Below are 25815 nucleotides of genomic sequence, written 5' to 3'. Positions count from 1 at the left end.
CTGGGTCTCCAATTTTTTGACAGTCCACACATCAAAACGACCATAGCCAGACGGAGCGCTATGGCTGGCAATCGAAAAATGGTTTGGGCTACGGGATAACAACCCCTTTCTCTTGTGGAATAGCAGAGCGCCGCTTTGCCGCGCCCGTTGATCGAGGCAGGTTGATTATAGTATGGCCCCTGGTTAAACATAAAGTGGGCGGCTAGCCGCCCACTTTTTTTATGATCAGTTAGTTGCCTGCGCTGATATCGGCTTGGGCGCGCGCCACAAATTCAGCCACGGGCAGCGCCCCCAGGTCTTCACCGGAGCGCAGGCGCACCGCCACGGCGCCCGCCTCGACTTCTTTGTCACCCATCACAAGCATGTAGGGCACCTTTTGCGATTGGGCCAGGCGGATCTTGGCACCCATGCGCTCATTACCGGCATCCACCTCCACGCGCAGGCCGGCGCCGCGCAGCTGGGTAGCCACCTGCTGGGCAAACTCCACATGGCGGTCGGCGATCGGGATCAGCGTGGCCTGCACTGGCGCCAACCACACGGGGAAGGCCCCAGCGAAATGCTCAATGATCGTAGCCATGAAGCGCTCGGTGGTACCGGTTACGGCGCGGTGCAGCAAGACCGGCGTGTGCTCCTTGTTGTCTTCGCCGATGTAGGTGCAGCCCAAGCGTGCCGGCTGGATGAAATCGACCTGGATGGTTGACAGTTGCCATTCGCGCCCGAGCACATCTTTGGCAATGAAGTCGGCCTTGGGGCCATAGAAAGCGGCTTCGCCTTCAGCTTCCCAATACTCCACGTTGTTCTTATCCAGTGCGGCACGCAGTGCCTGTTCGGCGCGCGCCCATTTATCGGCATCATCCACATACTTGCCCTCTTCACCCTTGAGCGAGAGGCGTACGCTGTAATCCGAGAAGTGATAACGATCAAGCACCTCACGGATCAGATTAAGCGCCAGGGTGAATTCGGCCTCGATCTGCTCGGGCGTGCAAAAGATATGGCAGTCATCTTGGGTGAGGGCGCGCACGCGCGCCAGGCCAGAAAGCTCGCCGGATTTCTCGTAACGATACAGGGTGGCAAATTCGCCAAAGCGCAGCGGCAGCTCACGATAGGAGTGCAGCCCCATCTCGTTATACAGGGTCATATGGCTGGGGCAGTTCATCGGCTTCAAGCGAAAGGTCACATCCTCATCCACCATCGGCGGGAACATGACATCGCTGTAGTTTTCGTAGTGCCCGGATTTTTTGTACAGGTCTTCCTTGACGATGTGCCCGGTCCAAACGTGCTGGTAGCCATAGCGCGTTTGTACGTCACGCACATAGCCCTCCATCAGATGGCGCAACATCTCGCCCTTGGGGGTAAAGAGCGGCACGCCAGGGCCCACATCCTCAGCGAAGTGGAACAGGCCAAGCTCTCTGCCCAGCTTGCGATGATCGCGCTTTTTGGCTTCCTCCTGGCGCCAGAGGTAATCGGCCAACTGTTCGGCGTTCTCCCAGGCCGTGCCATAGACGCGCTGCAATTGCTTATTAGCTTCGTCACCACGCCAATAGGCGCCGGCGATGCTCATCAGCTTGAACGCATCTGCGGCGATGGCCTGGGTGCTGGCCACATGCGGGCCGCGGCACAAATCGGTAAAGCCATCATGGGTATAGAACGAGATCTCCGGTTTGGTCTTTAGCGGTTCGCCGTTCTCATCAAAGCCGCCTTTGTCCAGGCCCTCAATCAGTTCGAGCTTGTACGGCTGATCTTTGAATTCCTGGCGAGCCTCATCCGCCGAGACGACGCGTTTTTGAAATGCAAAATTGCCCGCGATGATCTCACGCATGCGCTGCTCGATGGCTGGAAAGTCTTCTGGGGTCAGCGCGCGCGGCAAGTCAAAATCATAGTAGAAGCCATCCTCGATCGGCGGGCCGATGGCCACTTTAGCTTCGCCAGGGGCAAACAGCTCACTGACCGCCTGGGCCATGATGTGCGCGGCCGAGTGGCGGATCTTGTAGAGTTGTGAATCTTCGTACTTCTCTTGTTGCTTTGCCATAAAACCTCGTCTATTAGTCGACTAGTCAATCGGACAACGGGTCGGTTAGTCTGCTGATCGGTCATGCAGTGCTGGAGAGTTAAACAAAAACAGCTCGCCCGTGTTTTTAGGGCGAACTGTTCGTCCGCGGTTCCACCTAATTTAGCCGACCAAGTGACTAGCAGACTGGCTCGACTATCTCGATTGCCCTGTATCGGGAGCACCCGTTCACCTTATTGGCTGCGCAGGGTTGCGCAACGTTCCGGCTCACCGCTCGCGGGGGGTTTTTGCTGAAGGCTGCCAGCCAAGGCTTTCAGTCAGTGGCCTCGGCTTCCTGGTGGCAACGGGTTCAGCTACTCGTCCCGGTCAATGCGGTTATTTAGCTGTACATAGATTATACGGCGCACACAGCCCGCGAGCAAGTACACTGAGGCATGCGTACGTTCGCCGCAATGCTGGCCATCCTCAGCGGGCTCGGTTTTGGGCTGCCCGCCGCCTACGGCAGCTGGTACTTCGCCCGCTATGGCTTCGCCTGGCGTTTAATGGGCTTCCCCACCCATGAAACTAGCCGCTTCTTTGAACAGTTCGGCCTGTTCACCAGTTGGCCGCTGATCGCTGGCTTCGTGCTGGTGTGTGCAGTTGAGGTGGCCTGCGGCTGGCTGCTGTGGGCTAACAAGCCCGCCGGGCGCTGGCTGGCCTTTGCCCTGTTGCCCTTTGAGCTGGCTTATTGGCTAGGCTTCAATCTGCCCTTTGGGCCATTGGGCGGGTTGTTGCGCACGCTGGCGCTGTTATCAAAAAGCGCGACGACGGAACCAGCCTCGCACCGCGCGTGAGGCCGCAATGCTATGCTACCAGCCAAGCGCGCGGTTAGGCTGTGCCCGTACGCCCTCATAGGATCGATCTCTTCCTGTTGCGCGACGATGATTGCTCGCACAGGGCGCGCATCTGCGTTCTGGAGCGGCGCTTCATTGCTGGTAGTAAGCACCATCCAGCATGCACTCTTGCACGGGCACACTTATCCCAGGCTATCGAAGTAGGCAGCCAGCTCGGTTTGCAATGCCTCGATCGACTCGATCACGAACAGCACTTCATTAAACGTATAGATCGCTTTTTCGTAGCCGATCACATTCGCCACGCTGAACGGCCGCAGGGGGGTTTTGCCGGCCATGACATGTTGGATCTCACCAAACGAAGACATTAACCCCGCGCCAAAAATCTTGATCTCACCAGCCTGCTGGATCAATCCGAACTCAGTGCTGAACCAGGCAAGGCGTTTGATGTTCTCGCGCTGCGCGGCGCTAGCCCGCAAAAAAGCGGGGGCGAACAGATCTTGCAAAGCGGTGTATTCCGGCAGCACCATAAATGGTAAATGGCCAAAGATGTCATGGAACATGTCCGGCTCCGGCGTAAAGTCCATCTCGTGGCGGCCACGCATGTAATCCGTGATGAGGAATTGGCGTTTAGCGAAATGGTGGTACCAGGGCACCGCGTCCGAATAGCGTACCGTGGTGCGCACCGTACTCCAACCCGTGCGCGGCGTGATCACGGCGTTCAGATCTTTGAGCTGCGGGATATGTTCGGCGGGCAGGGCAAGCAGCTCCAATCCCTGCAGATACTGGCGGCAAGCAAATTGCTGCACATTCGGCAGCTGGCGCGCATACAGCTGCTGCCATACCGCATTCTGTTCCTCGCTAAACGCCATTTCGCGCCGCCGTACCGACACAACTTCACTGCGTGGCAATGCCATGTTTCCTCCAGGCAAACAAAAAGACCACAGGCTGCTAGCCTGTGGTCTTTGGGGTTACAAGTCTGTTTTTCTAAACTAGTCTTCCAGTTGAACGCAGGGCAAAGCAGCCGGAGTGGTCTCGGCGTAATAATAGACGTACACGTACCCTGCGTGCTTGTTCATGCGTGCCAGCATTCTAGCAGAAAAAAGACTGTAGGGTCAATCAGTGCGTGAAGGCTGCTTGCGGCTCAACAAAAAAGACCCACACGGGGTCTTTTGTAAAACTGTGGGCACGATAGGACTCGAACCTACGACCTTTGCGATGTCAACGCAACGCTCTAACCAGCTGAGCTACGCGCCCGTAGAAAATCAATTATACCGAATCCCCGGGAGTGGGGATACCGTCTTTTCAGGCGTTGCGCTTCCACAACGCCAGGCAAGCCAGTGCCCACAGACGCTTGCCGTGGTCTTGCTTGCCGGCCTGGTGCTCGGCGATCAGGGCCACCAGCGCATCTCGCTGGAACCAGCCCGCCAACGGCGCATCCGGCCCCAGCAAGAGCTCACGCAGCCAGCCTTCCAGCGGGCCGCGCAGCCAGGCATTCACCGGGATGCCAAAGCCCTGCTTGCCGTGCGCCAGCACCTCCGCCGGCAGCTTATCGGCAAAAGTCTTGCGCAGCAAATACTTGCCCTGGCGGCCGCGCAGCTTATAGCGCACCGGCAGGCGCGCCGCCCACTCCACCAACATGTGATCGAGGAAAGGCGAGCGCCCCTCGAGCCCATGGGCCATGGTCATACGGTCTGCTTTCACTAACAGGCCACCGGGCAGGTAGGTCTTGATATCAGTGTATAGCGTTCGATCCAGCCGGGTGCGCGCCGGCGCAGCAGCATATACCGCGGCCATATCCTGTTCAGCTTGATGTAAATTCAAGCCAGCAGCCGGGCCGGGCTGCCACAATGCAGCCTTTTGTGCCACGCTAAAGTAAGACGACCAGCGCAGCAGGCTGGCCCGCGCATCTACCTGGGTGAGTTGCGGCAGACGCTTGATGCCATTAGTCAGCCCGCGGCCCACCGGGCGGTCAGCCGCATCCGGTAGAGCGCCAGCCAGCGCCGGCACCATGCGGCGTGTGACCGCGGCTGGCAAACGCAGATAGCGATCCGCCAGCGGATCGAGCCAGTAGCGCGGGTAGCCAGCGAAGGACTCGTCACCACCATCACCATTCAGCGCCACGGTCACATGCTCACGGGTGAGCCGCGAGAGGTGATACAGCGGCAAGGCCGAAGGGTCAGCGAAGGGCTCGCCAAAATGCTGTAGCAGGGTTTCGAGCGTAGTGGGGATGTCACCAAAAGTGAGCATGAACTCGTGGTGCTCTGAGCCGTAGCGCTCAGCCACTTGGCGCGCCAGTGGTAGCTCAGAGAATTTGCTCTCTTCAAAGCCTACCGAGAAGGTCTTGACCGCGCCATGGCTGGCTTCGGCCATCAGCGCCACAACAATGCTGGAATCAATCCCGCCGCTCAGGTGGGCGCCCAAGGGCACCTCACTGATTAGGCGCAGGCGCACGGCCTCGGCGGCGATCTCGCGCAGCTCAGCGCTCAGCTCGGCTTCGCTGGCTGTATACTTGGGCTCGAAGTCCGGCTCCCAGTAGCGCTCAATCTGCAGCGCGCCGCGCTCCCAAATAGCGTAGCTGGCGGCGGGCAGCTTATACACGCCTTGGTAGGCCGTGTAAGGTTCAGGGATGTATTGCAGGCTTAGGTACTGATCGATCGCCGCCAGCTCTACTTCGGGCTGGCGCGGCAGCACGCTCAACAGCGGCTTAAGCTCAGCCGCCCAATACAGCTTGCCATCTTGGATGGTGTAGAAGATCGGCTTCTTGCCCAAGCGGTCACGCGCCAGCATGAGCCGTTGGCGCCCTTCATCCCACAGGGCCAGTGCGAACATGCCGCGCAAGTGGCGCAAGCAAGCCGGGCCTTCTTCTTCATAGAGATGGACGATGCACTCGGTATCACTGTTGGTGCGTAACTGGTGGCCGCGCTGCAGCAACCTCGCGCGCAGATGCTGGTAGCTGTAGATCTCGCCATTGAACACTATCGCAAGCGATTGATCTTCGTTAAAGATAGGCTGGTCACCGCCAGCTACATCGATGATCGCCAGGCGGCGCATCCCCAAGCCGACGCCCTTGTGCTCGTAATACCCCTCACCATCCGGGCCGCGGTGGGCCAGCGCGGTATTAAGCTGATGCAACGCCGCCTGATCCAGGCTGCGTCCGCTCCCGTCTGCAATGCCACAAATGCCACACATGGGTTTACTCCGTCGCCTGGTCCAGCAAAGCTGCGTACTGCTGGGCCACGGCCTGCCAACTATAGCGTGTCTGGGCGCGCTTGCGCGCCGCCGCCCCATAGCGCTGGCGTTGTGCCGGGTCAGCCATCAGCGTAGCCAGCGCGCCGCGCAGGGTAGCCACATCCTCCGCGGGGACTAACAGGCCGGTTTCGCCCGGTACCACCAGCTCCTCGTTGCCGGCAATACGTGTGGCCACCGCCGGCAGGCCGCTGGCCATCGCCTCCAGCAGTGCGTTGGGCATGCCCTCATGGCGCGAGGCATAGGCAAATAAATTGGCTTGTGCATACGCAGCTGCCAGCTCGGCGCCGCTCTTCCAGCCGGCAAAATTGACGCGCGGGGCGATTCCCAGTTGTTCGGCCTGGGCCGCCAGCTCGGCACGGCGCGGGCCGTCACCTACGATCGTCAGGTGCCACTCTGGCGTGGTCAAGCCCGCCAGCGCAGCCAGCAATAGATCGATCCCTTTTTGGTACACCACCCGGCCAACAAACAACAGGCGGGCCGGGGCCCACTGGCGATCGGCCACCTGGAAGCGCTCAGCATCCACGCCGTTGGGGATGATGGCGATCGGCACCTGCGGCTCAAAGCGCGCCCCCAAATCATGCAAGCCCTGGCTATTGGCCACCACGGCATGTGCACGGCGCCACACGCGGCGCAGCCAAGGTGCCAGCAGACGATGTTGGCGGGCAAAATCGTAGGGGCGGAAACCGGGCACGTCCCCGCCGCGCAAGCTAACGATGTACGGCACGGCCACAAATAGCGACCAAAACCAGGCGGCTAGCCCGCTGGGAGCGCCGAAGAAGGCCAGCACCGCCTGCGGGCGCAGCCGCAGCAACCAGGGCAGCCCGAGAATCGCCGCCGAGAGCAGGAACGAGATCTGCTCCAGTGAGCCAGAGCGATCTTGTTGGGCGCGCAGAGCCGGCAAGCGCACCACGCGCACGCCATCCTGTTCTTCGTCATGCGGCAGATCGGCAAAGCGCGCCGTCAGCACGGTGACCTGGCGGCCCAACTGCGCCAAATGGCGCGCCACCTGGGCGCTGGCGTTCCCGGCGCCGCCGCCGATCGGCGGGTATTCACTGTTGAGGATCAGAATATGTTGCGCCGCCATCAGTCAGTACATTTGGGAATGCGCGGCTGCAGGATCTCGATGCCCAGTTCGGGGTAGCGCTTCAGCGTCTCATAGGCACACAGCGCCGGCACAGACACTTGGCGCACCCAGGCATTGTTCTCCGCCGCCAGATCGTCTTGATCATCACTATAGATATAGTCATGCAACGGATCGGTGATGATCAATCCAAAGCGGTGATCTTCCAACCCATCGCGGAAACGCGCCAGATAGGGGTCATTGCTCGAGATGGCCATTTCCATCAAGAAGAGTTTTTCATATTCGTGCACCAGCGGAGCATCCACCATGTGAAAGGTAACCAATTGGCGCTGCGAAATGAACAATACCTCGTGGCCTTGAGCGGTCTGCTCGGCCACCAATTGTTGGATCTCGCTCAAGGCTGCTTCGGCCTGCGCGCGCGCCGGCAGGTTGAGCGGCGCGCCGTTGAATAACAACGCCAACACGACCGGCACAGCCGCCGCCAGCAGGGTCAGCCCGGCAGGCACCTGCAACGGTTGGATCTCGCCAGCTTGAGGCGCGTACGCCCCGGCCAGGAAGTAGGCCGCCAGCACGCCCAGTAGCACCATGTAAGCATCCATATTGTGCAAGTTAGTACCGCCGCCAATCTTGACGCTCACCACCAGGCCGCCTGCAAATAGCACCGCCAGAATGACCAAGATCAAGCTGGCGCGCCCAAAGCCCAGGGCGCGTTGCGGCTGGCGGCTGCGCTGCCACAGCAGCAACAGCAAGGGAGCAGAGACTAGCACGATCCCTGGCAAGACCCCCAGAGGGAACTGTTCGCTCGGCCACAGGCGCTGCCACAGCAGATCCGAGGTGAAGGCTGAGCCGAACTGGCTAGCATCCTCTACGCCGGAGTTGGCAATGTACAGCGCGTAGGCGCCGGCCGCCGAGAGCAAGCCGGCCGCGCCCAGCGCCAACGGAGTGAGCAGGTACCGCCAGAAGGGGGGGTTGGCCTGCGGCCAAGGCGTCTCGAGCACATAGAGCATGGCGGCCAGCGCACCCGGCACCGGTAGCCAATTTACGCGGCTCAACCCAGCCCACGCCGAAGCCAGCACCACCCAAGCCAGGCTGCGCCAGGGCCGCTGGGCATCAAAGCCCCACAGCACGATAAAGATGCAGGGCAGCAAGTGGTAGAACACCGCACCCTGCATCAGATAAAGGAAGAACCACAAGATCAGCGCGCCACGCCAGGGGCCGAGCTTAAGCCGCCGCACCAGCAGCACGCTAGTGAGCAAAGGCAGCACGATCCACAACACGGCCTGCCATAAGCGATGCAACCACAGGGGCGAGTTGGACAGCACAAAAGGTAGCGACTGCAATAAATAGCGCGTGGGATGGGTTACCGGTAAAGGTAACTTCACGCCATATACCTTCTCACTAAAGTAAAACGAGGCCTGATAAAAACGGCTGACCTCAGACCATTCCAAGGAAAAGGGATAGGTACTGACCAGGTTTAGAAACGTGGCGGCACAGTACACGCTCGCCAGGATCAATGCCGCCGGCAACGCTTGCGAGCGCCAAGACGCCAGGCGCCAGGCAGCCAGCCCACTGGTGCCAAGCAGCCAAAAGGCTACAAAGGCCAGCAGCCGAGGATAGGTGCTAAGCAAAAAGTTGCCGTAAAAACCAAATAGTAGCAGCGGCAGCGCTATGCCCGCGGCCAGGAACATACCTAACGCCAGCGGCCGCACCCGCACCAGGCGCGCTTGGCCGGCCTGCAGGCCGACCAGCAGCCGCCCGGCGCCGCCGGCCCAGGCGAACACACTCAGCGCCGCCAACAGCAAGGCCAGGCCCTGCAAAGCCCAGTATGCGCTGCGAAAACGCGCCGAGGTGACGATCAGCTCCAGCGCGGTGATCTGCGCGCCAAACTGAACCGTGGCACCCCACACCAGCAGCGCCAGAAGTGGCAAGCTGAGTTTCAGCGCCAATACGGCATCTAGCGAAGCAAACGAAAAGCGCACAGACTTCATTGGCCGATCTTTTTCGATAGCGGCTCGGCTTTTGCCAGGCTGGGCAAGACGTCCGCCAAAAATAGCGCCCCGGGCAGGCTAGCCAGCATGAACAGCAAGCGCACCAGCACGGCGAACATCAAGCTATGCGGCTCGGATACGCCGCCAAGCTGGCTGAAGGCAAAAGTGATACTGATCTCTTGTAGGCCCAGCGCATTGATGGTGAAAGGCACCAGCGTGATGATATAGACCAGGCTCCACAAGCCGGCGATCGTCCAAAAAGAAAGGGGATCGTGCAGATCCGCCAGCAAGATGTACATGGCGGCGAACAGGCACAGCATGTGCAGCAAGGTGAAGCCCAACGAGGCCGCCAGGGCGCGCGGCCGGGTGAGCCACAAGCGCACCGCATCCCACACGCGCTGCCGCGCGGCGCGCAGCCAGCCGGCGATTCGGCCGGGCCAGCTTAGCGCCGCCAGCCAGCCGGTCTGCCCCGCCGCCGGCCAGGCGCCCGCGCTGAGCAATTTTTGCAGCCCCAGCGGCATCGCCAAGGCCATGCCCAACATCCCCACCAGGCGGTCTACCACCAACGAGGCGGCCGCCACCGCCGAATCAAAACCAAGCTGGATCGCCCCCGCCAGCCGGGCCACATCCCCGCCTACCGTGGTGGGCAAAAAATTGCCGGCGAACAAGCCCGCCAGGGTGATGCGTATGCTCTGGCGCCAGGTGATCGGAATGCCCGCGCCGCGCAGCAGCACATGCCAGCGGCCCGAAACCGCCAGGCGCGAAACCAGCATCAGCCCCAGGGCCAAAGCAAAGCGTGCTGGCTGGATGCGCGTGATCGCCTCGGTGATCTCTGCCCAATGCTGGCGCAGCAGATACACCATCAACAACAATGCCGCCGCGGTGGAGAGTACGCGCCACCAACTCAGGCGCGCCAGCGGTGGATGAGGCTTAGCGCTCCGGGAGCTCATTGATTACGTAGCGTACGCGGTAAATCGGCTTGGATTGCGACTCGTGATAGGTGCGCACCATCATTTCGGCGATCAAGCCCAGCAGCACCGATTGGATCCCAATCGCAAATAGCAACGCGCTAAGAATAAAGATCGGCGAATCCACCACACCCGTGCTATAGAGCAGCTTGCGCACAAACAGAAACAGCAGGCCCAGGAAGCCGATGCCACTTAACCCGAGGCCCACCCCGCCAAACAGATAGATCGGCTTGTTTACATAGCCGCTCAAGAATTTCACGGTGAACAGATCCAGCACCACTTTGACCGTGCGCTCCAAGCCATACTTGCTGGAGCCGTATTTGCGTGGATGGTGCTGTACCGGCACCTCCGTGATCGTGGCGCCTACATAACCGGCATAGGCGGGAATAAAACGGTGCATCTCGCCATATAAGCGGAAGCCGGTCAGCACTTCACGGCGGTACGCTTTGAGCGTGCACCCGTAATCATGCAACTTCACCCCGGTCACTTTCGAGATCAGCGCGTTAGCCACCATCGAAGGAAAAGTGCGCGTGATGAAATTGTCTTTGCGGTACTTGCGCCAACCGCTCACCACGTCAAAGCCCTTTTCGATCTCGGCCAGCAGCTTGGGAATGTCGTCGGGGTCATTTTGCAAGTCACCATCCATCAAGACGATGATCTCGCCACAAGAAAAATCAATACCAGCCGAGATGGCCGCGGTTTGGCCAAAATTGCGCCGCAGGGCCACCACGCGGGTGTGCTTTTGATCACGCGCCGCCAGCACTTCCATGGCTTGCAAGCTACCATCCGAGCTACCATCATCCACCAGCACCAATTCCCAGCGGTACTTGGCAGCTTGCATGGCGGCTTTGATCTTCTGGTGTAGCAGGGGTACGTTTTTTACTTCGTTGTACACCGGCACAACCACAGAGACCCACACAGGGCTGGCTTTTGAAATAGAGGATTTCTTTTTAGTAGGTGGCATCTTTTTCAACACTTCGTAATATCCAACAAACGGCGGAAGTTAGTATGTGAATTATCCCAAACTTCTGCCACCGTTTGCACACAACTGGCTTCCAGCCCCATTTCAGCCAACGTAAACGGCGCCGCGGGAAGCTTCTGCCACCAACGATTATCGATATAGATGTAATCGTAATACCAACGTTGTAAATTCTCTACGCTCGGTTCTTGCTCCAAGATAGACCAGACCGAGCCCTCAGGCGCATCGTCCAGCAGTTGGCCGGTGAGGTGACCGGTGAGGATGCTGGTGGCGCCCAGCGGGCCAAATACGCGTGCCTCGCGCGGGAAGGTGCCCCAGAGTTGGCGGGCCACTTGGGCATCAAGCTTATCAAACCCGTCGCCGAGTTGGGTGGTGGATGCTGCAGTGAGCTGAATGCCGGCCACAAAGACGCCGCTCAGACAGGCCAGCACCAGGCTGGCCGCGGCGATGGAACGCACCGGCCTGCGCCAGCGCGCCGTGCGGTCCAGCACCGCGAACAAAAGCAGAAGCGACCAGATCAGCATGGCTTGGCTGGTGAGGCGTGAGATGTCACGATCGGCCTGGTATTCAAACAGTACCGGCAGCAGCAAACCCAGCCAGGCGCTGGCGGCCAAGACGCCAAAGATCCATTCGCCCGCCTGGCTGCGGCGCCAAGCCCAGCGCGTCAGCAGCGGCGCAAACAAAACCACCGGGCCTAGCTCGAACAAGGCCACCAACAGCTCCACCGGTGAGCTCAGGCGCAGCGCACCCAGATGCGAAGAGACGATTGCCAGCGGCCAGCGCAACGAGAAACCCAGAAAGCCGGCTGCCGGCCGGGCAAGTTCTGCAGCGGGCGGCACCAGCCAGCCTGCTAAGGCACTGCCCATGCTTGCCAGCCCGGTGGCCGGCGCCGCTGTGCTGGGCAAAAGCTCCGTAAAGGTGCCCCCTTGGAGGAGTACCAGCGGTAGCGAGAGCGCCAAAGCGATCAGCGCAGCCGGCAGCTGCGGCAGCTCCAGCGAACGCTTGATGGCGTAGTAGATCAGTGCAAACGCACCCAGCCCTAAAACAAACAAGGCATAGCTGCTCTCCCACACCAGCGCCCACATAGCCAGAAGCATCGCCAGGACGCCCAGCCCCAAGCGCCCATTACGGCGCGGGAATAGCAGCCAGAGCAGTAGCAGAATGAGCACCGAAAACGTGTTGGGCCCCTGATGTGCCATCACAAACGGCTGCAAGATTCCATTCAGGAATGCGAACGGGTAGGCCATCGGCGGCCCGCCATCCACCGGCCAGCCTGCCGTCAGCGCTTGCGAAAAGGGCAGCCCGATCAGCGAACTGGTGCCCTGCAATTGAATCAAGCTATCTGCGCGCAGCAAAATACCCGGCGGCAATAACAACAATAGATAGCGCGTGCCGCTCACCAGCGCCAGTACCGCCGCAGTCGCCCAGCCGCCCCAGGCCTTGCCGGTAATGCGCCGCCCGAGCACCGCGGCCAGCAGCAAGCTCACACCCCAGGCGATGGATTTGGCGGCGTCAAAGGCGCTCCACGGCAACATACCGCCCAGGCGCATCAGCCCGGCGGCAAATAAATGAAAGCCATAGTGATAGGCGAGATAGGTATCCGGATAGGCGGAGTAACGCGGCGGAATATCGCCATTGCCGATCACCGAGATCAGCGAAAGATTTTTGTGCTCATCAAACAGCGCCAGCCCCTTGCTCCATAAAAGGAACAAGCCGATCAGGCCCAACCCCGCCAGCAACCAGGGCCATATTTCGAGGTCACCCCGCGCGAGCAGCGGCCGCTGCGTGCTACGCCAGGCGGCCAGCGCACCCAGCAGCAGCACGCCGGCCGCCGCGGCCCAAAAGGCGGCCGTGGCCGGCAGGGCGCGGCCGAACAGATTGGTGAGCCAGGCGCTGAGCACAATTCCCAGGCCCAGCCCCACGATCACGCGTTCATTCTTATTGAGATTGAAGCTATGCCTGGCGAGCAGCCAGCCACCCAACCAGGCCAAGCTAAAGGCAGCCAGCCAAGGTAGCAGCGCCAGGCTGCTACCTTCACGAAACCAGTACATACCACCGGAGCGAGGACATCATCTTGATTTTACCGCCGCACTCTGCGGCGCTTGACGGCACTAGCGTTTCTGCTGGGCGACGCGCTCCATATCGGCGTCTACCATCATGTGCACCAAGGTTTCGAAGTCCACCTTGGGCTGCCAGCCCAGGGTCTGCTTGGCCTTGGTCGGATCGGCGATCAGCAGATCCACCTCCGCCGGGCGGAAGAGGCTCTCATCGCTGGTGACGAAGTCTTTGTAATCCAAACCTGCACGGGCGAAGGCCAGCTCGCACAGGCGGCGCACCGATTGCGTCACTCCGGTGCCGATCACGAAGTCCTCCGGCTGCTCGCGCTGCAACATCATCCACATGGCTTCCACATAATCGCCGGCAAAGCCCCAGTCGCGCTGCGCATCCAGGTTGCCCATCGGCAGGCTGCTTTGCAAACCATGCTTGATACGCGCGACGTTGTAAGACACCTTGCGGGTGACGAATTCCAAGCCGCGGCGCGGGCTCTCATGATTGAACAGAATGCCCGAGACGGCAAACATGTCGTGCGATTCGCGGTAATTGACGGTGATGAAGTGACCGTACGCCTTGGCCACGCCATAAGGGCTGCGGGGGTAGAAAGGAGTTTCTTCTTTCTGCGGTACCTCGAGCACCTTGCCAAACATCTCAGAGGAGGATGCCTGGTAGAAGCGCGCCTGCGGCACCACCTGGCGAATCGCTTCCAGCAGGCGCGTGACGCCCAGAGCGGTCACTTCGCCCGTGAGTACCGGCTGGTTCCACGAGGTGGGCACAAAGGATTGGGCCGCCAGGTTGTAGATCTCGGTCGGCTCATAGCGTTCGAGTACATCCACCAAGGAGGATTGGTCGTGCAGATCACCTTGTTCAATGATGATGTCATCCTGAATGTGAGCAATGCGCTCAAAGGTGACAGTGCTGGTGCGGCGCACCATGCCGATCACTTTGTAATTCTTTTTCAGCAGCAGCTCCGCCAGGTAGGAACCGTCCTGCCCGGTAATGCCGGTAATCAACGCAACAGACACTGTATGTCTCCTCAGATGGAATTCAAGCGCTTATTCTAACGTAGGCCAGCAACGATACGCTGGGCGCGGCGCTGCCAGGTATTCTGCTCGGCCAGTTGGCGCGCCGCGGCGGCCAGTGCCTGGCGGCGTGGCTCATCCGCGGCCAGCTGGCGCAACGCTACGGCCCAGGCCTGAGTATCCTCGCTGGGCAGGATCACCGCGCAACGCTCGTCCAGGATCTCACGCAATATGGGTAGATCGCTGGTTACGATCGGGCGGGCGCACGCCAGATACTCAAACATTTTCATTGGGTTCAAGTAAGGGGCAATATCGCCCCCCGAGGAGCCGGCGACCTGCTGGCCATACGGCATGATGAGCACATCGGCGGCGGCCTGGTAGCGTGGCAGCTCAGCATTGGCAACGAAGCCAGTGATCGTCACATTGGCCAGGCCGGCGGCGCGTTGGCGCGCCGCGGCCACATCCGCCGGTTTGCCGCCCACCAGCAGAAAACACATCTGCGGCAATTGGCCGGCCAGCGCCAGAATCGTTTCCAGGCCACGGCCTGGGTACAGATGGCCGGTGTAGCCCACGGTGAACTGCTCACCCAGCCCTAGTTGCTGGCGGGCAGCCGCCGGCGCGGGTAAGTTGGCATAGCGCTCCAGGTCAACGCCATTGGGCGCCATCAGCAAGAAACCCGCATGCTGCGGCAAAGGGTAGTGGGCAGCCAGCGTATCGGCTAAAAACTGCGTATTGGCTACCAGGCGGCGAGCGCCTGGCGCCGCCAAAAAGCGGCGCAGCAACCATGGCCCCATAGACCCCATCGGGATGTCGTGCAATTCAAAGATACTGGGCAGGCCACGCAGCGCGGCCCAGGTGGCGGCTTGCGGCGAGCGCGAATAGAGCAGATCGGCGCCCCAGGCACGCGCGCGCCGCACCACGCTGACGGCAAAGTCATAGCGGCGCAGTGCCGGCAGGCTCGGCACCCATTCCAACTCAAAGCGCTGCTGCAGGCCGTAATGCTGTGCGAAGCTATCCCAACTCAGGCCGGGATCGCGCCCAGGGGCAAAGACGCGCACCGTGTGGCCGATGGCGCTGAGCGCCTGGGCCATCTTCATGCGTTGAATGCTGTTGGCGGTTTGCGCCGGCAGGCGGCCCGGTTCCACCAGAGCAATGCGCATCTAGGCTGCCACCCGTGCTAGATTGCGGCGCAAATCCTGCTCGATGCGCAACACTGATAAGCCCACAGTAAAAATGTAATAGCCGGATAGCAGGGCGGCGAAACCCACCGCACCATACTTGGCGAAAGCAAACACCCCGGCGATCTTGAGCAGCATGCCAGCAAAATTGACCAGGGTGGGGTAGACCGGGCGGTTGAAGGCCAATAACGCCGCACGGCTCCAGTAAAACAGATTCACGACGGTATAGCCCAGGGTGAGCACGACCAAAGGCACATAGGCGGGGAGAAAATCAGGGCCTTGATAGGCCGAGATCACTTGGCGGCCGAAGACGATCAGCAGCACGGCCACCGGCAGCGAGTAGAGCCCCGCCAGCAGCGTACCGCGCCGCAATACACCGCGCACCGCCTGCCAATTGTCTTGCGCCACCGCCCGCGAAAGCTCCGGGTAGGTGGTGGATGGCAAGGGGCTGATGGGAATTTGCAATAAGCCGATCAGGCTGCGCGCCGCGGCGTAAATCCCGCCGCTCAGATTGCCCAGAAACGCATTCACCCATAGATCTTCGCTATCCTTGGCCACCAGGCTGACGGTAGCGCTGAGGTTGGTGCTGAACGCAAAGGTCAGCAGGCTGCGCCGGTCGCTCTGCAGCACGTTGATCGGTGTGCGCCACCAGGCGGCGCCCCATTCGCGCCGAGCGGTGCGCAGCGCCAGGATCACCACGGCCAGCGAGCGCAACAGGCGCCCAGCCAATTCGGCCAGGATCATGTGCATCAGCCCGCCGCCCGTATAAAAGACCCACACGGTCAGGCCCAGGCGCAGCAAGCTCTGGCACACATCGATCACCGATTTGGCATCGAAGCGATTGAAGACTTGCAGAATGCCATCCGAGCTATCGTACGAGAGGTTGATCAGCACCAGCGTGCCATAAAGCACGAACAGCGCTTCCACGCCACTCACATCAGAAAAGAATTGCACACCGAGCGGCGCCAGCACATAGATCAACACAAACGCCAGCAGCGAGCCGCCCGCTTCCAACAGGGCGGCCAGTTTATAGACGGCCGCGGCTTTCAAGGGCTCCTTGCGCTCCACATACAGGCGCACATACTTGATCACCAGCTCATCGATGCGAAAGGCGGTGAAGCGATTGATGACGTTAGCGAACGCCACTATGGCGGCCAACAAACCTATCCCGGCCACACCCAACACACGAAATTGGATGGCATTCTGCACAAAGCCAATGCCGGCCGTCACCACCGTGGCGCTGACCAAGTAGCTGGAGTTGCGCAAAATGCGGCGCATGAACTCCGAATCGAAGATGCGCAGGTAAATTTTGTTGAGGGCTGCGAAGGGCTGGCGAAACATATCAGTCCGTGTTGATCTGGCTGGCCCAGGCATGCTCCTGGCGGTACCAGGCCACCATGCGGGCAATGCCCTCCTGCAGGCCCACCGCCGGCTCCCAGCCCAGTAGCTGGCCAGCCTTGCTGACATCTGCCCAATTGGCCATCATGTCGGCCTTATCGAAGGGGCGGTGCTCAATCGTGGCCTTCTTATCCAACGCAGTTTCGATCATCGTGATCAACTGGTTGATCGAGATGGTCTCGTGCCCGCCCAGGTTGATGATCTCGTAGCCCAGCGGCTTCAATGCCAGGATCGTACCGCGCGCAATATCATCTAAATAGGTGAAGCCGCGCATTTGCTCGCCATCGCCGTTCACGAGTACAGGCTGGCCTTCATTGATCCACTGCATAAAGCGGAACATGGACATATTCGGGCGGCCCGCCGGGCCGTAGACGGTGAAGTAGCGCACGACCGAGACATCGATCCCGTGCAGATAGTGATAGGCGTGGCACATCGCCTCGGCGCCCTTTTTGCTGGCCGCATACGGCTGCAGCGGGCGGCTGCTCTCCGCCGTTTCGGGTGTGGGCAGCGGAGCATCATTGCCATAAATGCTTGAGGTGGACGCCAGGATGAACTTGGGCACGCCGTGCGTCTTGCACAACTCCAGCAAGTTGGTGGTGCCCACCATGTTAGCGGCGATATAAACCCACGGGTCACGCACGCTATCACGCACGCCGGCACGCGCCGCCAGATTGATCACCGCATCATAGGGGCGGCCCAGGGCGGCCACCTTGTCCCGCTCGGCAATATCCATATGATGGAATTCAAACTGGCTGTGTGTTTGCAACGCGTCCAGGCGATGCTGCTTCATGCGCACATCATAGGAATCGTTGAGGTCATCCACGCCTACGACGTGATGCCCATCCTGCAGCAGGAGTGCGCTCACCCGCGCGGCGATGAAGCCCGCCGCGCCGCTCACTAAATAGGTAGCCACTAGAGCTTGACCACCTTAGGGTTCTCTTTGGCCGCCGCACCGAAGGCGTTGCGCGTGTCCACTACCAGTTTGGCGCTCTCCAACAGTGCCGGGTAGTCATACTGGCTGTGATTGGTGACCAGTACAACGACATCGGCCTTGCGCGCTGCGGCGAGCACATCTGCCACGCTATCCAGAGCCCAGCCATCATGCTCCAGGTGGGGAATGTAAGGATCGTGATAACTGACCTTGGCCTTTTTCTCCTGCAACAGGCCGATAATATCCAGCGCCGGGGATTCACGCAGATCATCAATATCCGGTTTGTACGCCGCACCGATCACCAGCACCTGGCTACCGTTGAGCGCCTTGCCGTGCTCGTTCAGGGCCTCCTGCACGCGGCTCACCACATGGCGCGGCATATTGGTGTTGATCTCAGACGCCAATTCAATGAAGCGCGCCGTGTAGTTGAGCGATTTCAGCTTCCATGAAAGATACAAGGGGTCGATCGGGATACAGTGCCCACCCAGGCCGGGGCCGGGGGTGAACTTCATGAAGCCGAAGGGTTTGGTGGCGGCGGCGTCGATCACTTCCCACACATCCACCCCCAGGCGCTGGCACATGATCGCCATTTCGTTCACCAAGCCGATGTTGACCATGCGGAAGGTGTTCTCGAGCAGCTTGGCCATCTCGGCCACTTCTGCCGAGCTGACCGGGATGACGGTTTCGAGCGCCTGGCCGTACCAGTGCGCCGCCACCTGGCCGCAGGCCGCGGTGATGCCACCGATGACCTTGGGCATATTCACCGTGGTCCAGTCCTCGCGGCCGGGGTCCACACGCTCCGGCGAGAAGGCCAGGAAGAAATCCTGGCCCGCTTTCAGCCCACTGGTCGATTCCAACTTCTCCAACACCAGCTCACGCGTGGTGCCGGGGTAGGTGGTCGATTCGAGCACGATCACCATGCCGGGGTGCAGGTATTTAGCCAGTTGTTCGGTAGCGGAGAGAATGAAAGAGAGATCCGGATCGCCGGTCTTGCGCAGCGGCGTGGGCACACAAATGCTGACCGCATCCATATCCGCCAGTGGTTCAAAGCTGGCGCTGGCATGCAGCCGGCCATCCTTGACCAGCGCCGCCACCTGCGCACTGGGAATATCGCCAATATAGGAATGGCCCTGGCTGAGCGCGTCCATCTTACGTGGATCAGGGTCAATCCCGGTGACGTCAAAGCCCGCTTCAGCAAACACTACCGCCAAAGGCAGGCCGACATAGCCCATCCCCAGCACGGCCATGCGCGCGCGGCGTTCGCTTAATTTTTGTTCCAACTCAGCACGAAGTGTGGTCATTTAACCTCTATCTATAAGCAAAAATGCGCTTAATAGTACCCGTGTTAATGAAAGAGTCGTCTCTGAATTGTGCCGCCAATTTTTAAGCAGAAGCAGAGGCAACGAAGGCCGCCAGCGCAGGCTGCACCATCAGCCAGGCATCTTCATGATTATCCTGGTAATAGCCTTTGCGCACCGCAGCCACTTCAAAACCAAATTGGGAATAAAGTGCCTGGGCGGCCAGGTTGCTGGCACGCACCTCCAGCGCCGCAGTGTGCGCGCCGAGTTGGGCGCCGGCCTGCAATACGTGGGTGAGCAAGCGGCGGCCCAAACCCTGGCGCCGGTAGGCGGGTGCCACGGCAATGTTGGCGATGTGAAACTCCTCGCCGGCCAGCAACCAGCAGACCGCATACGCAGCGATCGCGCCGGAGCTGGCGCCACCATTCACCTCGACTACCCAGGCGTGCGAGGCGGTGTTTTGCTCCACCTCAAAGCGATAGCTGTTTAGCGACCAAGGCGTAGGGAAGATTTGCTCTTCGAGGGCATGCACTGCTTCTACATCGTGCAGCCGCATCGGGCGGATGTGCAACGAAGGTGTCATTGCGGAACCGCGTCGCTGGCTTGCAAATACTGCGGCCCCAGCCCGGCAGGGTCGCTCAGTTCGCCGGCCTGCCAACGCTGCCAGCCCAGCTCAGCCAATATCGCCGGGCGGCGCAAGCACCACGCCGGGCTGGCGATGATGGCGTTTTTGTACTTGCGCCCCAAGACAGCCCGTTCGGCCTCGTTGAGTTCGCCACACAGATACGTCGGGCGCTGGATGCGGTCCGCTAGTTGCTCAGCGCTCAGCAGCTCCGGCGCCCCAGAAGCCTGCCAGAGTGGCCCTTCGGCGTGATACCAGCCCACCGCCAGGCGGCCGCGGCCGGCTTGCAACACCGCCGCCATCGGCTCTGTACGCACGGGCTGCCCCTGCGCCAGCACATCCAGCGTGGGCACCGCCACAAGTGCCAGCCCGTGTGCCAGCACCAGCCCCTTGGCCAGCGCCAGGCCGATGCGCAGCCCGGTATACGAACCCGGCCCGATGGCGATCGCCACTGCTTGCAGATCCTTGGCCGCCATGCCCGCATGCGCCAGCCCCAGCTCGATAGCCGGCGCAAGTTCGACACTGTGAAACTGCTCGCTGTACCAGGCGCATTCATAGCGCACCTGCACGCCATCGTAGATGGCCAGGCCGCTGTTGTGCGTGGAGGCGTCAATGGCAAGTAAGCTCATGGATTTCCGTAGACGGTGGCTTTAAAGGCCTGGGCAATTTGTGCGTAGCGCGCGCCTTTAGGTTGCATCAAGATATGGCGGCGGGTCTCATCCAGTGTGGTCAGTTGCAGGCGTAAGTTCTCGGCTGGCAACGCCGCGGCAATGCGCGGCGCCCATTCGACGATCAGCGGGCCACGCTCGATCAGCGCCTCCAGGTCGAGTTGCTCAGCATCCTCGGCGCTCTCCAGCCGATAGGCATCCATGTGCGCCAACTGCTGACGATCAGGCCGCCGGTAGATATTGACGAGGACGAAGGTTGGGCTGGTGACGCTATCCGCCGAGCCCCAGCCAGCGGCAATGCCCTGCACTAGCGTAGTCTTGCCACTGCCCAGGTCGCCCTCTAGCCAGAGCACATCGCCCACGCCGAGCAGCTCGCCTAACTGCATGCCCAAGCGGCGCGTTTGTTCGGCGCTATTGCTAAACACTTCGCTGGCTCCATCAGTGAGGATCGGCACGCTTCGATTATACGCAGGCGGCACGTGGGCGTTGGGCTCAGTAGGTCTTGTACAGCAGCCAATCCAGCCAGCGATCCGGCAGCAAGCGCGCCATGCCGGCCGCCAGCCAGGTGCCCTTGCCCACCAGGTAGCGTGGGCGCGGGCGTGGCGTCTGCAAAATACGCGCCAGCAGGGCGGCAAACTCCTCCACGGGTACGCCCCGCGCCGCCGAGCGTTCAGCCCGGCGGTAGCCGCGGTTCATCATCGGCCCGTACAAGCTCTCCGCCCGGCGCGGCAGGCGCTGGCGCATTGCATCAGCGCTGCCCACGGTCTTCTTCCATATCGGCGTAGCGATGCTGCCGGCCACGATCGAAACCACCGGCAGCCCCCACGGGCGCAATTCGCGGCGCAAACCATCGCTAAAGGCTTCGATGGCAAATTTGGATGCAGAGTATGGCACCAGCAAGGGCGCGGCTACCTTGCCGCTGATCGAGCTGACGTTGACCACCCGGCCGCGCCCCGAGCGCAATAGTGGCAAACAGCCTTGGGTCAGCGCTACCGGCGCAATGAAGTTGACCTCCATCTGCTGGCGCAATTCGTTGATGGGCAAAAATTCCAGTGGCCCGGCAACGGCCACTCCAGCATTATTGACCAAGGCCTGCAGCCCTCGCTGGCCCCGCGCCGCCTGGATGGTTTTAAGCGCGCGGGTAATGTGCGCCGCCTTCGTCACGTCTAGTAGAAGCGCAGTAATGTTGGCGTGGGCGGCAGCCAGGCGGCGCGCATCGCGCGCCCGGCGCACCCCGGCAAACACCTGCCATCCTTGGCTGGCCAAATGCAGCGCGCAAGCCTCTCCAATACCGGTTGAGGCTCCGGTGATCAATACGGCTGGCATCAAGGCTGGCATGCCCAGATTAGACTACGCTTTTCATGCTTGTGTCTGATACATTTAGATGAAACTTCCGCCTGCATAGCCCGGCCAAGCGCCTGGCGCCAGAGAAAGAAGCTGCATGCATCACCTGCCCCTGTTAATCAATATCTCGATTGCCTTGGCTGCCGCGTTTGTGGGCGGAATCCTGGCTCGCCGCGTGAAATTGCCCGCCATCGTCGGCTATTTGCTGGCGGGGATCGCCATTGGGCCCTTTACCCCCGGCTTCGTAGGCGATACCGATACGATCAGCCAGTTGGCTGAACTGGGGGTGATCTTCCTCATGTTCGGGGTGGGCCTTCATTTTTCTTTTGCTGATCTATGGAAAGTACGCAAGATCGCCGTACCCGGGGCGATCTTTCAAATGGCCCTGGGCACCCTGGCCGGCTATGCGCTTAGCCAATTATGGGGCTGGAGCTGGGCCGCCGGCATCACCATGGGCTTGGGCATTTCGATTGCCAGCACCGTGGTATTGCTGCGCGGGCTGATGGACAACAACTTGCTCAATACGCCGCATGGCCGCGTGGCGGTGGGCTGGCTGGTGCTTGAAGACCTGGCCACCGTGCTGATCCTGATCCTGATGCCTGCCTTGGCGCCGCAAAGCGGCGGCTTCGCTGTCAGTACGCTAGGGCTGACCCTGGTGAAGGCCGGCGCGTTTGTGGTGCTGATGTTCCTGGTGGGCAAGCGCTTCATCCCCTGGTTGCTCGATCGCATCGCCCACACGCGCTCCCGTGAGTTATTCATTTTGGCCATTCTGGTGATCACGCTGGCCACCGCGCTGGGCGCCTCCGAGATCTTCTCGGTGTCGCTGGCGCTGGGCGCCTTTGTCGCCGGTGCCATCGTCAGCGAGTCGCCGCTTAGCCACCAGGTGGGCGCTGACGTGCTGCCCTTCCGCGAGGCCTTCGCGGTGTTGTTCTTCGTCTCGGTAGGCATGTTGGTCAACCCGGTGTTCCTGGTTCAAAACCTGGGCCAGGTATTCGTGCTGACCTTGGTGGTGGTACTAGGCAAGGTACTGATCAACTTATTGATCGGCTTTGTGATCCCGGGCCAGGCCAAAACCTTCATGGTGGTCGCCGCGGGCTTGAGCCAAATTGGTGAGTTTACGTTTATCGTCGGCCAGGCCGGCCTGATGCTCGGCCTGCTGGATCGCAACCAGTATTCGTTGATCCTGGCCGCAGCACTACTCTCGATCACGGTCAACCCATGGATGTTCCGCTTGATCCCCAAGGCCGAGCAGTGGCTCAAGAGTATCCCGGGGCTGTGGAAGCGCCTCGATCGCCACACCGCGCCGCCGCCCTCCGAAGAGCCAGCCGGCAAGCCGGTGGTGTTGGTGGGCTACGGCCGGGTGGGAGGCCACCTGCTCTCCGTATTGCGCTCAATGGATATCGCCATCAAGGTCATCGAAGCGGATGTGGAGCGCGTGGAGCTGCTCAATCAGGAAAAGGTGCCGGTGCTGTATGGCGATGCGGCCAATTCCGAAGTGTTGACGCACGCGCACCTGGAGCACGCCAAAGCCTTGGTGGTCTCTGTACCCGAGGAGGCCGCCGCCGAGATGATCGTCAGCGCCGCTCACGAGATCAATCCGAGCCTGCCGATCATCGCCCGCGCCGCCAGCGAGGAAGGCATTCAGCGCCTTAGCGAATTAGGCGCCAGCTTTGTGGTGCATCCGGAGTTAGAAGGCGGGCTGGAGATGGTGCGCCACACCCTGTTGGAGCTGGGCCTGCCGCGCCGCGAGGTGGACGAGTACGCCGAGCAAGTGCGCCTCAAGCGCTACGAAGCGATGAACGAATACAGCGCCGCTCAGCCACTGGTGCGCAATATCTTGCGCGCCATCGGTGAGATCGAGATCACCTGGGTGGAAGTGCCGGCCGATTCGCCGCTGGTAGGGCACACGCTGGCAGAATCTGATCTGCGCGGCAAGACCGGGGCTTCGGTTGTGGCGATGGTGCGCGAGCAAAAGCTCAACGCCAATCCTAAATCGTCCACCAAGTTTCAGGCCGGCGACCGCATTGGCATCATTGGCGATTCGGTGCAGATCTTTGCGGTCGAGGCGTACTTGCGTGGCGGCGAATAGCCGTCAGGAATTCAGCTCGGCTTTCACTGCCTGATACAAATTCTCGGCGCGCAATTCACTCAGCGTGTAGCAGGGCGCGTTCAGGTGCTCGGCCAACGCATCCGCCAACCCTTGGTCAAAGGCGGCGTGCTCCATATTGATCACTACGCTACGAATGTCCTCTTCGGCAATCTGGTCGGCCAGTTTGTGCGCCTCCGGCTGCGGGGCTCCATCACCCAGGGTGACGTTGCCAGCGCCATCGGTCAGCAAGATCATCAGCGGCAACACATCCGGGTGCAAGCGCTTCTCACGCGTAATGACCTCGTGCGCCAGAAACAGGCCGGCGGAGAGCGGCGTCTTGCCGCCTACGGGAATATCCGCCAGGGCACGTTGGGCCAATTGCACGGAGTTGGTCGGCGGCAGCACCAGGTTGGCGCGATCCTTCTGGAAGACCACCAGGCCCACGCGGTCACGCCGCTGGTAAGCATCCGTCAGCAGCGAAAGGATGGCGCCTTTGGTGGCGGCCATGCGCTCGGCCACTGCCATCGACCAGGAGGCGTCGACAACGAACAAGACTAAATTCGCAGTGCGCTTGACGCGCACCTTGCGTTGCAGATCCTGCTTCTGGATGGCAAACGCCATGTGCTGGCGTTGTTCGGTGCGCGTTTTCTGGTGGGGTGCGGCGGCGCGCAGCGTGGCGTCAAAAGCAATATCGCTGAGGTCATCGCCGGCAGGGCGCGCCTGAATATAGCGGCCGCGTTTGCGCTCGGTGCGCGTGCGCGAGCGGCGGCCACTGCGGCGCCGCGTGATCTTATCCAGCGGGTTGGCCAGTTTACGCGGGGCGAAGGTCTCCTGGGTGGGCTTTACCTTCTGGCCGCCATCCCACCAACGCGCATCGCCTGAGTTGAAGATGTCCTGGGCGCCTGGCTCGGCGCTGGGGTTCTGCGGCTCCGCTTCGCTGGGTTGCTGGTTGTTATCTAGCTCTTTTTTTTTACGGGGTCTTTTTGGCTATCCGCGGGTTCGTCTTGGGTTTCGCCTTCGCCATCCGCTTCGCCCGATTGCTGCATCTCATTGATCTTCTCTTGCAGCTCAGTCACCGTGATCTCAGATTGGTGGAAGGGCCCGTGCTTGATGCGGTGCGGCAGCGCCAGCTCAGCGGCAATGGCAATATCCAGCGGGGTCACGGCGCGGCGCGCATCAAAGGCGGCCTGGGCACGCGCTGCCTTCAGGATCACCAGATCGGCGCGATGGCCGTCCACCTGCAGCGAAGCGGTCAGCGACGCAATCGACACGAGGTCACGCGAAGTATAGGCCACCGAATCGACCAACTGGCGTGCCGCCAGGATCTGCTCGGCCAGCTCTTGTTCTTTGGGTGCCCATTCGCGGGCGAACGCCTCGGAGTCGAGCTCGAATTTGAGATTGCGTTCCATGATTTGTACGCGCTGGCGTGCCTCACGAATGCTGCCAATATCTACCGAGAAGGCAAAGCGATCGAGCAGTTGCGGGCGCAGGTCGCCTTCCTCAGGGTTCATCGTGCCGATCAAGATAAAACGTGCCGGGTGCGAAAACGAAATCCCTTCGCGCTCGACGATGTTGACGCCCATCGCAGCCGAGTCGAGCAGCAGATCGACGACATGATCGTCGAGCAAGTTAACTTCATCGATGTACAGTAGGCCGCGGTTGGCGGCGGCCAGCACGCCCGGCTCAAAATGGCGCTCGCCTTTTTGGATCGCCTTTTCAATATCCAGCGTGCCTACCACGCGGTCTTCGGTGGCGCTGACCGGCAGATCCACAAACCCTACCTTGCGGCGCGTCACCGTCAGCGGTTGGCCGGCGGCTTGGCGCTCACGCACCCAGTCTGACCAGGTGTCCGGGGCCTGTGGGTCATCATTGAACGGCGATTCGGCAAATACTTCGATCTCCGGCAGCAGCGCCGCCATCGCCCGCGAGGCGGTAGATTTGGCCGTGCCACGCTCGCCGCGGATCAGCACCCCGCCGATGCGTTGATCCACGGCGTTCAAAATGAGGGCGCGTTTCATGCGCTCTTGGCCGACGATGGCAGTAAAAGGGAAGGCAGCGCGGGGCATGGGCAGAAAAATCCTTTGAGATCGAGGTGAGCGGCTAG

The 25815-nt window shown here is 61.0% G+C and carries 21 protein-coding genes and 1 tRNA gene; 2 read left to right on the top strand and 20 right to left on the bottom strand.

From position 1 onward, the window contains the following. Positions 1 to 229 precede the first annotated feature (229 nt). On the bottom strand, positions 230 to 2029 hold the full coding sequence (gene thrS, locus KF821_06790) for a threonine--tRNA ligase (GenBank protein ID MBX3005519.1): 1800 nt from the start codon (positions 2027 to 2029) through the stop codon (positions 230 to 232). Between the two features lie 413 nt (positions 2030 to 2442). Here thrS and KF821_06785 point away from each other — a divergent pair, with 413 nt between their 5' ends. Beyond that, positions 2443 to 2841: a hypothetical protein gene (locus KF821_06785; protein ID MBX3005518.1), complete on the top strand. Its 399-nt coding sequence runs from the start codon at positions 2443 to 2445 to the stop codon at positions 2839 to 2841. Between the two features lie 182 nt (positions 2842 to 3023). Here KF821_06785 and KF821_06780 read toward each other — a convergent pair whose 3' ends face one another. From KF821_06780 to KF821_06700, 17 genes are all read right to left on the bottom strand, one after another. Continuing rightward, positions 3024 to 3755 carry a hypothetical protein gene (locus KF821_06780; protein ID MBX3005517.1) on the bottom strand — a complete coding sequence of 244 codons (732 nt, stop codon included), beginning with the start codon at positions 3753 to 3755 and terminating at the stop codon, positions 3024 to 3026. Positions 3756 to 4021: 266 nt separating this feature from the next. After that, positions 4022 to 4095: transfer RNA gene (locus KF821_06775), tRNA-Val, on the bottom strand. 48 nt (positions 4096 to 4143) lie between these two features. Further along, positions 4144 to 6030, bottom strand: coding sequence for an asparagine synthase (glutamine-hydrolyzing) (asnB, locus tag KF821_06770; protein MBX3005516.1), 1887 nt, complete (start codon positions 6028 to 6030; stop codon positions 4144 to 4146). Positions 6031 to 6034: 4 nt separating this feature from the next. Then, positions 6035 to 7174, bottom strand: coding sequence for a glycosyltransferase family 4 protein (locus KF821_06765; GenBank protein MBX3005515.1), 1140 nt, complete (start codon positions 7172 to 7174; stop codon positions 6035 to 6037). After that, positions 7174 to 9159: a hypothetical protein gene (locus tag KF821_06760; protein ID MBX3005514.1), complete on the bottom strand. Its 1986-nt coding sequence runs from the start codon at positions 9157 to 9159 to the stop codon at positions 7174 to 7176. Before KF821_06760 ends, KF821_06765 begins: the two co-directional genes overlap by 1 nt. After that, positions 9156 to 10109, bottom strand: coding sequence for a flippase-like domain-containing protein (locus KF821_06755; GenBank protein ID MBX3005513.1), 954 nt, complete (start codon positions 10107 to 10109; stop codon positions 9156 to 9158). Before KF821_06755 ends, KF821_06760 begins: the two co-directional genes overlap by 4 nt. Beyond that, a complete protein-coding gene (locus KF821_06750) occupies positions 10090 to 11091 on the bottom strand; it encodes a glycosyltransferase family 2 protein (protein ID MBX3005512.1) in 1002 nt (333 codons plus the stop codon). The genes KF821_06755 and KF821_06750 overlap by 20 nt, the downstream gene beginning before the upstream one ends. 5 nt (positions 11092 to 11096) lie before the next feature. Further along, a complete protein-coding gene (locus KF821_06745) occupies positions 11097 to 13157 on the bottom strand; it encodes a hypothetical protein (GenBank protein MBX3005511.1) in 2061 nt (686 codons plus the stop codon). Between the two features lie 60 nt (positions 13158 to 13217). Beyond that, entirely contained in the window at positions 13218 to 14186 is a 969-nt protein-coding gene (gmd, locus tag KF821_06740; protein ID MBX3005510.1) for a GDP-mannose 4,6-dehydratase, read from the bottom strand. A gap of 35 nt (positions 14187 to 14221) precedes the next feature. Beyond that, on the bottom strand, positions 14222 to 15343 hold the full coding sequence (locus KF821_06735) for a glycosyltransferase (GenBank protein MBX3005509.1): 1122 nt from the start codon (positions 15341 to 15343) through the stop codon (positions 14222 to 14224). Then, positions 15344 to 16702: an oligosaccharide flippase family protein gene (locus KF821_06730; GenBank protein MBX3005508.1), complete on the bottom strand. Its 1359-nt coding sequence runs from the start codon at positions 16700 to 16702 to the stop codon at positions 15344 to 15346. Position 16703: 1 nt separating this feature from the next. Further along, on the bottom strand, positions 16704 to 17672 hold the full coding sequence (locus KF821_06725; protein ID MBX3005507.1) for a GDP-mannose 4,6-dehydratase: 969 nt from the start codon (positions 17670 to 17672) through the stop codon (positions 16704 to 16706). After that, positions 17672 to 18991 (bottom strand): nucleotide sugar dehydrogenase, encoded by a 1320-nt coding sequence (locus tag KF821_06720; protein ID MBX3005506.1) that lies wholly within the window; start codon positions 18989 to 18991, stop codon positions 17672 to 17674. Before KF821_06720 ends, KF821_06725 begins: the two co-directional genes overlap by 1 nt. A gap of 82 nt (positions 18992 to 19073) precedes the next feature. Then, positions 19074 to 19571, bottom strand: coding sequence for a ribosomal protein S18-alanine N-acetyltransferase (gene rimI, locus KF821_06715; protein MBX3005505.1), 498 nt, complete (start codon positions 19569 to 19571; stop codon positions 19074 to 19076). Continuing rightward, a complete protein-coding gene (gene tsaB, locus KF821_06710; protein ID MBX3005504.1) occupies positions 19568 to 20239 on the bottom strand; it encodes a tRNA (adenosine(37)-N6)-threonylcarbamoyltransferase complex dimerization subunit type 1 TsaB in 672 nt (223 codons plus the stop codon). Before tsaB ends, rimI begins: the two co-directional genes overlap by 4 nt. After that, positions 20236 to 20733: a tRNA (adenosine(37)-N6)-threonylcarbamoyltransferase complex ATPase subunit type 1 TsaE gene (tsaE, locus tag KF821_06705; GenBank protein MBX3005503.1), complete on the bottom strand. Its 498-nt coding sequence runs from the start codon at positions 20731 to 20733 to the stop codon at positions 20236 to 20238. Before tsaE ends, tsaB begins: the two co-directional genes overlap by 4 nt. A 37-nt stretch (positions 20734 to 20770) precedes the next feature. After that, positions 20771 to 21616, bottom strand: coding sequence for an SDR family NAD(P)-dependent oxidoreductase (locus KF821_06700; protein ID MBX3005502.1), 846 nt, complete (start codon positions 21614 to 21616; stop codon positions 20771 to 20773). 103 nt (positions 21617 to 21719) lie between these two features. On the opposite strand from KF821_06700, the gene KF821_06695 reads away from it, so the two are divergent. Then, a complete protein-coding gene (locus tag KF821_06695) occupies positions 21720 to 23711 on the top strand; it encodes a cation:proton antiporter (GenBank protein MBX3005501.1) in 1992 nt (663 codons plus the stop codon). A 3-nt stretch (positions 23712 to 23714) separates the two neighbouring features. Here the strand turns inward: KF821_06695 and KF821_06690 are convergent, their stop codons facing one another. Both KF821_06690 and KF821_06685 read right to left on the bottom strand, forming a co-directional pair. Continuing rightward, positions 23715 to 24602, bottom strand: coding sequence for a VWA domain-containing protein (locus KF821_06690; protein ID MBX3005500.1), 888 nt, complete (start codon positions 24600 to 24602; stop codon positions 23715 to 23717). Positions 24603 to 24667: 65 nt separating this feature from the next. Next, positions 24668 to 25777 carry an ATP-binding protein gene (locus KF821_06685; GenBank protein MBX3005499.1) on the bottom strand — a complete coding sequence of 370 codons (1110 nt, stop codon included), beginning with the start codon at positions 25775 to 25777 and terminating at the stop codon, positions 24668 to 24670. Between the last annotated feature and the right edge of the window lie 38 nt (positions 25778 to 25815).

Source organism: Anaerolineales bacterium (genome assembly GCA_019637755.1).
Lineage (GTDB): Bacteria > Chloroflexota > Anaerolineae > Anaerolineales > UBA11579 > JAMCZK01.
The sequence above is the reverse complement of the archived record's forward strand: the minus strand, read 5'-3'. Positions and strand labels throughout refer to the sequence as shown.